The sequence below is a fragment of the Brevibacterium renqingii genome (genome assembly GCF_017808095.1).
In the GTDB taxonomy this organism is placed as follows: Bacteria; Actinomycetota; Actinomycetes; order Actinomycetales; family Brevibacteriaceae; genus Brevibacterium; species Brevibacterium renqingii.
Map to the genome: position 1 here is coordinate 231,320 of NZ_JADBHG010000003.1, position 10,371 is coordinate 241,690.

A 10,371-nucleotide genomic window follows, 5' to 3' on the forward strand; every position below is an offset into this window, starting at 1 on the left:
GGGCAATTCGTGAAAGGTCTTGGATTGAAGACGGCAGAGATCAAACAACGCTGGTTGGACTACTTCGAAGCGAACGGGCACACCGTGGTCCCCTCAGCGTCGGTGATCAGCTCCGATCCGTCCATCCTGTTCAACATCGCAGGAATGGTTCAGTTCATCCCCTACCTCACCGGCCGTGAACCCGCTCCGTTCAACCGTGCCACGAGCGTGCAGAAGTGCGTGCGCACCGCCGATATCGAAGAGGTCGGAAAGACGACGCGCCACGGCACCTTCTTCCAGATGAACGGCAACTTCTCCTTCGGCGACTACTTCAAACGCGAGGCCATCCGGTTCGCCTGGGGACTGCTGACGAACCCCATCGCCGAGGGCGGACTCGGGTTCGACCCTGAGCTCCTGTGGGCGACCGTGCACGAGGACGATTCGGAGACGATCGACTTGTGGCTCGAGGAGACCTCGATCCCACGCCATCGGATCCAGCTGCGCGACAGCGAGGACAACTTCTGGCACACCGGCCAGCCCGGCCCCGGCGGGTACTGCTCGGAGATCTACTTCGACCGCGGACCCGACTACGGAGTCGAAGGCGGCCCCGTGGCCGACGAAGACCGCTACATCGAGATCTGGAACCTCGTGTTCATGGAGTTCGAGCTCAGCGAGGTCCGCTCGAAGGTCGACTTCGACATCGCAGGCGAGCTGCCGGCGAAGAACATCGACACCGGCATGGGTCTCGAGCGCGTGGCCTTCCTGCTGCAGGGTGTGGAGAACATGTACGAGATCGACGAGGTGTTCCCCGTCATCGAAGCCGCCAGCCGTCTGTCCGGCCGAGCCTACGGCACCGATGAGCAAGCGGACGTGCAGATGCGCGTCGTCGCCGACCACGTCCGCTCGGCGCTGATCATCATCGGCGACGGAGTCCGCCCGGGCAATGAAGGACGCGGCTACATCCTCCGCCGACTGCTCCGCCGTGCTGTGCGCGCAATGCGCCTGCTCGGAGTCAAGGACGAAGTCCTGCCCGAACTGCTGCCCGTGTCGATGCAGGCGATGAAGCTGTCGTACCCGGAACTCGAAACGGAGTTCGACCGGATCTCACGCGTGGCCTATGCCGAGGAGAAGGCGTTCCTGCGCACCCTCGAATCCGGCACCCAGCTGTTCGCGAACGCGGCGGAGTCCCTCGCCGGATCCGAGAAGACCATCAGCGGCGACATCGCCTTCGCCCTCCATGACACGCACGGATTCCCCATCGATCTGACCCTCGAGATGGCCGCCGAGGCCGGACTGAGCGTCGACGAGGCCGGTTTCCGAGAGCTCATGAGCCAGCAGCGCACTCGCGCCAAGGCCGACGCGAAGGCCAAGAAGGGCGGCGGGCACACCGACCTGTCGGCCTATTCGGCCCTCCTCGACGAAGGAACGAGCGAGTTCGTCGGCTACGACCGGCTCGAAACCGACACACGCGTCCGCGGAATCGTCGTCGACGGCGCGGCCGCCGAGGTGCTCACGACCGGGCAGAGCGGCGATGTCGTCCTCGATCTCACCCCCTTCTACGCGGAGTCCGGCGGCCAGCGGGCCGATATCGGCCTGATCTCCGGCCATGGGTTCACCGCCCGCGTCACCGACGTGCAGAACCCGGTCAAGGGCCTGCCCGCCCACCGCGTGGAGATCATCGACGGAGAGCTGCACACCGGCGACGAGGTGCTTGCCGCCGTCGACCACGACCACCGTTTCCAGGGCGCCCAGGCGCACACCGCGACCCACCTCGTCCACGCGGCGCTGCGTGAAATCCTCGGCAACCACGCCGTGCAGGCGGGCTCGCTCAACCAGCCCGGCTATATGCGCTTCGACTACTCGTTCCCCGAAGCCCCGAGCACCCAGATGCGCGCCGAGATCGAAGAGGTCGCCAACCTCGCGGTGCGCTCGAACTACGAGGTCGGCACCGAGTACATGCCCTTCGACGAGGCCCGGAAGTCCGGAGCCATGGCACTGTTCGGCGAGAAGTACCCGAACATCGTGCGCGTCGTCGACATCGGCGGTCCCTTCTCCCGCGAACTGTGCGGCGGCACCCACGTCGGCGCGTCTGCCCAGGTCGGGCCGATCTCCGTGCTCTCCGAAGCCTCCGTCGGCTCCGGCGTGCGGCGCATCGAAGCAGCCGTGGGCATGGACGCCTTCCGGTCCCTGGCCGCGGAGCGGACCATCGTGTCCTCGCTCTCGGAGATGCTCAAGGTCCCCGGCACCGACGTGCCCGGCCGCGTCTCCGATCTGATGAGCCGCCTCAAGGACGCGGAGAAGGAGATCTCGCGCCTGAACTCCCAGCAGCTGCTGGCCTCGGCCGGGAAGTTCCTCGACGACGCCCAGACCGTGGGCGCGACGCTCTTCGTCGTCGCCGATCTCGGTGAGGTCGCAAGCGGCGGAGACGTCCGCACCGTCGTCACCGATCTCCGCGCACGGGTGAGCGACCGTCAGGCCGTGGTGCTGGGACTCGGTGTGAGCAGCGGCAAACCCGTCGTGGTCATCGCGACCACCGAGGCGGCCCGCACAGTCGGACTGCAGGCCGGTCGGCTCGTGTCCCAGGCCTGCGGCGAGCTCGGCGGCGGAGGCGGCGGCAAACCCGACCTCGCCCAGGGCGGCGGCAGCGACCCGGCAGCGATCCCGGCCGCCATCGCGGCCGTCAAGGCGGCCATCCAGTGAGTTTCCGCCGAGGTCGCCGTCTGGGCCTCGACATCGGTGCGGTGCGGATCGGGGTCGCAGCCAGCGACCCCGACGGCATCCTCGCGACCCCGCTGACCGTGGTGCGGCGCAAAGACGAACCGACGGCACTGAAGCAGCTGCGCGAGATCGTCGCGGAGTACGAACCCATCGAGATCCTCGTGGGGGACCCGAAGTCCCTCGACGGGGCCGCCCGGGCCGCGGCCGCCTCGGCGCTGAGTTTCGCGCGCGCGATCGCCGAGGCGACCGGCGCCCCCATCCGACTGATCGACGAACGCTTCACGACCGTCGAAGCCCACCACGCCCTGGCCGCGGCCGGGAAAACGTCGCGCCAGCGCCGAGAGATCGTCGACGCCCAGGCGGCCGTGATCATCCTGCAGAACGCCCTCGAGTTCGAACACAACACCGGTGCCCCCGCCGGACGCGAGATGCCCGACGAGGAGAGTGAGCAATGAGCCCGTTCCCAGGTGAGTTCTCGGCAGACGAGGGCCTGACCCGGTCGGAGATCCGAGAGAAGAAGCGGCGTCGGATGATGCGCAGGCGACGCACCACGACGATCGTGGTCATCTGCGTCCTCGTCTTCGGCATCGGGGGATTCTTCGGTGTCAGGGCCGCCGGCGGCGTGTTCGACGACCTCTTCGGCCCGAAAGGCGACTACGAGGGGAAGGGCACCGATGAGGTGTCGATCGAGATCGCCCCCGGGTCCTCCGCACGCACCGTGGCCAACCAGCTGGTCGAAGAGGGCGTGATCATGAACTCCGAACCCTTCCTCGACGAAGTCGAACGCCGTGACGCGACCATCCAAGCGGGAACCTGGACGATGCGGGAGAAGATGAGCTCGGAGGCCGCGGTCGAAGCGCTCATCAACCCGATCGCGCCGCCGAAGATCACCATCGCCGAGGGCAAACAGGTCGAAGAGATCAAATCGATCATGATCGAATCGGGAATGAACGCCGACGAGGTCGACAAGGCCATCGACGACAAGACGCCGAAGGACTACGGACTCGAGATCGAGGCACCGAGCCTCGAGGGCTATCTCTACCCGGCGACCTACGACCTCGACAAGACGAAGACCGCCGAGCAAGTCGTCCAGGAGATGGTCGACAAGACCGCGAGCGAACTCGACGAGAAGGGCATCGAGGACAAGGACGCCAATCGTGTTCTCACCCTGGCCAGCCTCGTGGAGAAAGAGTCCCCAGGGGACGAAGAGGTGCGCAAGAAGGTCGCCCGGGTCTTCCTCAACCGGATCTCCGACCATTCGAAGACCGGCGGACTGCTGCAGTCCGATGCCACCGTGGCCTATATCCACGGAGCCCGTTCGGATCTGACGACGACGAAGAAAGAACGTCAGTCGGATTCTCCGTACAACACGTACAAGAAGAAGGGACTGCCTCCCGGCCCGATCAACGCCCCGAGCTCCGGTGCCGTGGACGCCGCGCTCGACCCGACGAAGGGCGACTGGCAGTTCTTCGTGGCCACGAACCCCGACACGGGTGAGACGAAGTTCGCGGACACGTACGCCGAGCACAAGAAGAACGTCGAGATCTACCGCAGATGGCTCAAGGAGCACAGCGAGGACAGTGGTGAGGGATGAGGATCCTCGCCGCAGTGCTCGGGCGGCCGATCGCCCATTCGAAGTCACCGCTCCTGCACCGCTGCGCGTTCGCGGCCCTCGGCCTGGACACGAGCGAATACTCCCGCGTCGACCTCGGGGCCGATGAGCTCGAGACCTTCCTCGACGACCACCCCGCACACACCGGTTTCTCGCTGACCATGCCACTGAAGGAACGGTTGGTCGACCTCGCCGACGCACGCGGCTGGACGATCGAGGACACGGCGGAGCTCACCGGCGCCGGCAACACGCTCGTGCGCACGGGGGAGCAGGTGCAGGTCGCGAACACGGACGTGCGCGGGATCGTGCGCGCGATCGCCCCGCACCTGGCGGCCCGCGCTCCCGGAGAGCCGGCGAGTCTGCAGGCCTCACGGGCGACGATCCTCGGCGCCGGAGCCACTGCCGCCTCGGCGCTCGTGGCCTGCCGCGAACTCGGCATCGGCCACGTCGACTTCCTCGTCCGCAGCCCCGACCGTGCCCGTCGGGTCCTCGAACTCGCCGACCGGCTCGGCATCACTGCATCGACGGCACCGCTGGAGAGGATCCCTGAGTCGGCACTCGTCATCTCCACCCTGCCCGCCGGAGCGGCTCCCGAGCTGCGCTGGGACGATTCCTCCACCGCGGGCGACGCCCCCGTCCGGGTCGCCCTCGACGTCGCCTATGCGCAGGACTCGGCGTTCCTCGCCGCAGCCGCCGCGCACGGTCTGCGTCCGGTCGAGGGCACGGCGATGCTCGTCGAGCAGGCCGTCGCCCAATTCGAGATGTTCCTGACCGCCGCGCGGGCAGCGACGGGTTCCCCGAACTCGGAGATGCCGCCTGAGACGATGAGCGGCGATGAGCTGCGCGAGCGGATCAGCACGGCCATGTACGCCGCCCTCGACCACCCCGGCTCCGAGTCCGGCGACTGATCGCAGGACGCGGTGGTGACGGGGATGCTGCACGGGATGGTCATCGTCCTGACGGTGCTCATCGCCCTGGCCACGGGACTCGTCCTCTCCCGCACGTCCCGGACCTGGATCGCCGACGACGGGCAGGCCGCCGCATTCGCTCGCGCATACGCAGCCGGCACAGTCCGGCCCGTGGTCACCGGCATCGTCATCGCCGCGGCGGCGGGACTGCTCTTCCCGGTCGGCACCGTCGGTCCGACCGGCCCGGCGCCGACGGCGTCTCCGGCCGCGGTCGGCATCGTCTCCGGCTCGAGCGGCCCGGTCGACCACATCGGCCTCGCGCTCGTCCTCGGAACGGTCGCCGGAGCGACGCCGTTCCTCATCCGGGCCGATGTGCTTCTGCGCCGGCTGCCCGATCGGATCGTCTGGCCGCTCATCGGAGTCTGCTTCGGCGTCGCAGCTCTCGCCTCCGTCCTCGGCCGCTGGCCCGGCTGGTCCCTTGCGCTCATCGCCGGTACGATCGCTGCCCTCGCTTTCGCCGGGCTGCATCTGCTCGGTCGCGTGCTGGGAGCCCGGACGATGGGCCTCGGCGACGTCAAACTCGCCTTCGTCGTCTTCTCCACGGCTGCGCTCTTCCACCCCTGGGCCGCAGCGCCGGTCCTCGTGGCGATGATGCTCGTCTCCTGCGTATGGGCGCTCATCGAAGCGATCCGGGCCCGTCGCCTGCGCGGGGTGACGATCGCCTTCGGACCGGCGATGCTATCCGGAATGTGGCTCGGGTCCGTGCTCGCCCCATTCGTTTTGTAGAATCGGTGGAATGTTGAGATGGCTGACTGCAGGCGAATCCCACGGCGAGGCGCTGACCGGGATCATTGAGGGGCTTCCCGCCCATGTACCGATCACCAGGGACGACATTCGAGCGAGCCTGGCTCGCCGCCGACTCGGCTACGGGCGTGGGTCGCGGATGAAGTTCGAAGCCGACGAGGTGAGGCTCCTCGGCGGAGTCCGCCACGGCGAGACCCTGGGCTCACCCGTGGCCATCGAGGTCGGCAACACCGAATGGCCGAAATGGGAATCCGTGATGAGCGCGGACCCCGTCGACGAAGGCGAACTCGAGGGCCTGGCGCGCAACGCCCCGCTGACCCGGCCCCGCCCGGGACATGCGGACATCGTCGGCATGCAGAAGTACGGCTTCGACGAGGCCCGGCCCGTGCTCGAACGCGCCTCGGCGCGCGAGACCGCGATGCGCGTGGCTCTGGGCACCGTGGCGGCGAAGTTCCTCGGTGAACTCGGCATTTCGCTCGTCTCTCACACCGTCGCGATCGGCACGGCCGAGCACGGCAGCGAGGCCGAGCCCGAACTGCCCACTGCCGCCGACGTGGCGGCACTCGACGCCGACCCCGTCCGCTGCTTCGACACGGAGCTGTCGGCGGCCATGGTCGCCGAGATCGACACCGCGAAGAAGGCGGGCGACACCCTCGGCGGCGTCGTCGAAGTCCTCGCCTACGGCCTTCCGCCCGGACTCGGCTCGCATGTGCACTGGGACCGTCGCCTAGACTCCCGCCTCGCCGGAGCCCTCATGGGCATCCAGGCGATCAAGGGCGTCGAGGTCGGCGACGGCTTCCTCACCACGAAGCGACCGGGATCCAGAGCCCATGACGAACTCGAAGTCGGGCCCGACGGGTTCCGGCGCACGAGCAATCGCGCCGGCGGCACCGAGGGCGGCATGAGCACCGGGGGACCGCTGCGTGTGCGGGCCGGCATGAAGCCGATCGCCACGGTCCCGCGCGCTCTGTCGACCGTCGATGTGAGCACCGGGGAGTCCGCGAAGGCGAACCACCAGCGCTCCGACGTCTGCGCGGTCCCGGCCGCCGGTGTCGTCGCCGAGGCGATGGTCGGACTCGTCCTCGCCGAGGCCGTGGTCGAGAAGTTCGGCGGTGACTCGGTCGCCGAGACGAAACGGAACCTGGACGCCTATGTCGCGGCCATTCCGGAGAATCTCCGCATCGGACGATGAACCAGCCCCCGATCCCGAAACCGGTTCCGCCACTGGAACCGGTCCCCGCCGCGCTCTCGCGCATCGTGCTGTCCGGCCCGCCTGCGGCCGGGAAGTCGACGATCGGGCGGCTGCTGGCCGACCGCCTCGGGCTGCCGCTGATCGACACCGATGCCAATATCGTGGACCAGTACGGAGTCATCGCCGAGATCTTCGTCGAACGCGGTGAGGACCACTTCCGACGCCTCGAACGCGAAGTCGTGCGCAAGGCGCTGCGGCGCCTCCTCGACCGCCCGGGCATCGTGTCCCTGGGCGGGGGAGCGATCCTCAACCCCGGCACCCGAGCTCAGCTGCGACACCCGGCGATCAAGGTCGTGCACATCGACATCGACGTCGACACCGTCGCCCAGCGGCTCAATGCCCCGCACCGTCCGCTCCTGCGCGGCGCCGGCACCGCGGTGGAGAACTGGCAGGCTCTGGTCCGCGAACGCGAACCGCTCTACCAGCAGGTCGCGACCTTCCGCGTGCAGGCCTCGAATTCGCCGCCGTCGACGGTGGTCAACCGGGTCGTCGACGTCCTCACCGGCCTGCAGCGGGCCGAGGAGTATGCGAAGTACGCCCATCTCGACGAGGACGGCACCGATGGCGGACGGTGAGACGCTCCTGCCCACAGCAGCAGCCGTGTGGCCGCCGCGGACCACTGAGGGCTAGGCTGGGTCGGGGCCGGTGCCGCCTCGGCACCCGCGCCCGGACGGTGCAGCGCCGAGGAGGCTTGCACCGTGCCGATAGGACGATGGACGATCAGGAAGACGGACGAATGAGCTTCACACGCATCAATGTCGACGCCGGCGGGACCTACCCGGTCCTCGTCGGCCAGGGGCTGATGGGCGAACTGCCCGAGCTCCTCGGAAACCGCGTCGAGAAGGTGCTCGTGATCCACCCGCGTGCCCTGCGGACCACCGGCGAAACGGTCCGCGACGACCTCTCGGCGGCGGGGCTCGAGGCTGTTGCCGCCGAGATCCCCGACGCCGAAGAGGCCAAGCACGTCCAGGTGGCCGCCTTCTGCTGGCAGGTCCTCGGCCAGTCCGATTTCACCCGCACCGATGCCATCGTGACTGTGGGCGGAGGCGCCGTGAGCGACCTCGGCGGATTCGTCGCCGCCACCTGGCTGCGCGGCATCCGGGTCATCCACATCCCCACCACCGTCCTCGGCATGGTCGACGCGGCCGTCGGCGGCAAGACCGGCATCAACACCGCCGAAGGCAAGAACCTCGTCGGCTCCTTCCACGCCCCCGCAGGAGTGCTCGTCGATCTCGACACTCTCGCCACCCTGCCGCAGAACGAACTCTTCACCGGCCTCGCCGAGGTGGTCAAGACCGGTTTCATCGCCGATCGCGGCATCCTCGACCTCGTGGCCGCCCATACCAAGGACGAGATCGGAGACGTCCAGGGGCCCGTGCTCCGGGAGCTGATCGAGCGCTCCATCCGGGTCAAGGCCGAAGTCGTTTCCGAGGACTTCGAGGAGTCCGGGCGGCGCGAGATCCTCAACTACGGGCACACGCTGGCCCATGCGATCGAACACAAGGAGCGCTACCAGTGGCGGCATGGAGCCGCGGTCTCCGTGGGCATGGTCTTCGCGGCAGAGGTGGCCTCCATGATCAAGAACCTGCCGTTCGAGACCGTCGACCTGCATCGGGAGCTGCTGAGCAAGCTCGGTCTGCCCACCGGATACCGTTCGGACGTGTGGCCGCAGCTGCTGGAGACGATGAAGCGGGACAAGAAGGCCCGCGGGTCGATGCTGCGGATGGTGCTGCTGTCCGATATCGGCGAACCGTCCACCGTCGAGATCCCCGATGCCTCGATCCTGCACACCGCTTATCAGGAGATCGGTGAGACCTCGCCGACGGTCGCGCTGCGCACCGACCTCGGCTGAGAGCCCATCGGCGAGGTCCGGCCTCGGCTGAGTCCTCGCCGCCGCGCTTCGACCTCGGCTGCGCCCGCCTGCGCGTGACCTCGGATGGAAGCGGAGGTCCGGGCTTGCTAGAATTGCTCAGTGGCGCATTCGTCGACCCATCAGCATGGGTGCCCGGATCGCGCCTGCCGACTGCGATCACCGGTCGGTGCTCAGGACTGAAGCGAAGAAGGACGAATTAGTGGCGACAACCAACGACCTGAAGAACGGCCTCGTGCTCAACCTCGACAACCAGCTGTGGCAGGTGCTGGAGTTCCAGCACGTCAAGCCCGGCAAGGGTCCGGCGTTCGTCCGCACCAAGCTCAAGAGCGTGACCTCCGGCAAGATCATCGACAAGACCTTCAACGCCGGAACCAAGGTCGAGACCGCCAACGTCGATCGTCGCGATATGCAGTACCTCTACCATGACGGCACCGACTACGTCTTCATGGACTCCGAGGACTACGACCAGGTCAACATCTCCGCAGCGCTCGTCGGCGATGCCGCGAACTACATGCTCGAGAACCAGCAGCTGCAGGTCTCCTTCCATGAGGGCACTCCGCTGTCCGTGGAGCTGCCGCCCTCGGTCGAGCTGACCATCGCCCAGACCGATCCCGGCCTCCAAGGCGATCGTTCGACCGGCGGCTCGAAGCCGGCGACGCTCGAGACCGGCTATGAGATCCAGGTTCCCCTGTTCCTCGAAGAGGGCACCAAGGTCAAGGTCGACACTCGCAGCGGCGACTACCTCGGCCGCGTCAAGTAAGTGGCATCCGCACGCACCCGAGCCCGCCGCAGGGCTCTCGAGCTGCTCTTCGAAGCCGGGCAGCGCCGACTCGCGATGGACGAACTCGTCACCATGCGATCGAACGATCCCGACTATCCGATGAAGGAATACGCGGTCGAGATCGTCGAAGGCATCACTCCGAGGCAGGCGGAGATCGACGAGATCATCTCCACCTATGCGCAGGGCTGGACTCTCGATCGGATGCCGGCGGTCGACCGGTCGCTGCTCGAGATCGGCACCTGGGAGATCCTGTTCAACGAGGACGTCCCCGACAAGGTCGCCATCGACGAGGCCGTCTCCCTGGCCCGCAAGTTCTCCACCGACGACTCACCCGGTTTCGTCTCGGGTCTGCTCTCCCGCATCCTCGACGTCAAGCCGACGCTCATCTGAATCGACGGGTCCGCAGTTCGGACCCGTCGACCGGCGCCGTCGACGCCGGGTCTA

General features: G+C 67.7%; 10 protein-coding genes. All 10 read left to right on the forward strand.

Annotated elements, in window-relative coordinates:
* Positions 1 to 24: 24 nt before the first annotated feature.
* The 10 genes from alaS (at position 25) to nusB (ending at position 10,317) form a co-directional block, all read left to right on the forward strand.
* The gene (gene alaS / locus IIE29_RS08460) at positions 25 to 2,679 is read left to right on the forward strand and encodes an alanine--tRNA ligase (protein WP_209324795.1); all 2,655 of its coding nucleotides are present in this window, start codon (positions 25 to 27) and stop codon (positions 2,677 to 2,679) included.
* Positions 2,676 to 3,152, forward strand: a complete 477-nt coding sequence (ruvX, locus tag IIE29_RS08465; RefSeq protein WP_209324796.1) for a Holliday junction resolvase RuvX — start codon at positions 2,676 to 2,678, stop codon at positions 3,150 to 3,152. Before alaS ends, ruvX begins: the two co-directional genes overlap by 4 nt.
* Positions 3,149 to 4,291, forward strand: coding sequence for an endolytic transglycosylase MltG (gene mltG, locus IIE29_RS08470; protein WP_209324797.1), 1,143 nt, complete (start codon positions 3,149 to 3,151; stop codon positions 4,289 to 4,291). The genes ruvX and mltG overlap by 4 nt, the downstream gene beginning before the upstream one ends.
* Positions 4,288 to 5,217, forward strand: coding sequence for a shikimate dehydrogenase family protein (locus IIE29_RS08475; RefSeq protein ID WP_209324798.1), 930 nt, complete (start codon positions 4,288 to 4,290; stop codon positions 5,215 to 5,217). The genes mltG and IIE29_RS08475 overlap by 4 nt, the downstream gene beginning before the upstream one ends.
* Positions 5,218 to 5,232: 15 nt before the next feature.
* The gene (locus IIE29_RS08480; RefSeq protein WP_209324799.1) at positions 5,233 to 6,003 is read left to right on the forward strand and encodes an A24 family peptidase; all 771 of its coding nucleotides are present in this window, start codon (positions 5,233 to 5,235) and stop codon (positions 6,001 to 6,003) included.
* A 10-nt stretch (positions 6,004 to 6,013) separates the two neighbouring features.
* Positions 6,014 to 7,213, forward strand: a complete 1,200-nt coding sequence (gene aroC, locus IIE29_RS08485) for a chorismate synthase (RefSeq protein ID WP_209324800.1) — start codon at positions 6,014 to 6,016, stop codon at positions 7,211 to 7,213.
* Positions 7,210 to 7,848 (forward strand): shikimate kinase, encoded by a 639-nt coding sequence (locus IIE29_RS08490; RefSeq protein WP_209324801.1) that lies wholly within the window; start codon positions 7,210 to 7,212, stop codon positions 7,846 to 7,848. Before aroC ends, IIE29_RS08490 begins: the two co-directional genes overlap by 4 nt.
* Positions 7,849 to 8,009: 161 nt before the next feature.
* Positions 8,010 to 9,125 (forward strand): 3-dehydroquinate synthase, encoded by a 1,116-nt coding sequence (gene aroB / locus IIE29_RS08495; RefSeq protein WP_209324802.1) that lies wholly within the window; start codon positions 8,010 to 8,012, stop codon positions 9,123 to 9,125.
* 220 nt (positions 9,126 to 9,345) lie between these two features.
* Positions 9,346 to 9,906: an elongation factor P gene (gene efp, locus IIE29_RS08500; RefSeq protein WP_209324803.1), complete on the forward strand. Its 561-nt coding sequence runs from the start codon at positions 9,346 to 9,348 to the stop codon at positions 9,904 to 9,906.
* Positions 9,907 to 10,317 carry a transcription antitermination factor NusB gene (gene nusB / locus IIE29_RS08505; RefSeq protein ID WP_209324804.1) on the forward strand — a complete coding sequence of 137 codons (411 nt, stop codon included), beginning with the start codon at positions 9,907 to 9,909 and terminating at the stop codon, positions 10,315 to 10,317.
* The last annotated feature ends 54 nt before the right edge of the window (positions 10,318 to 10,371 follow it).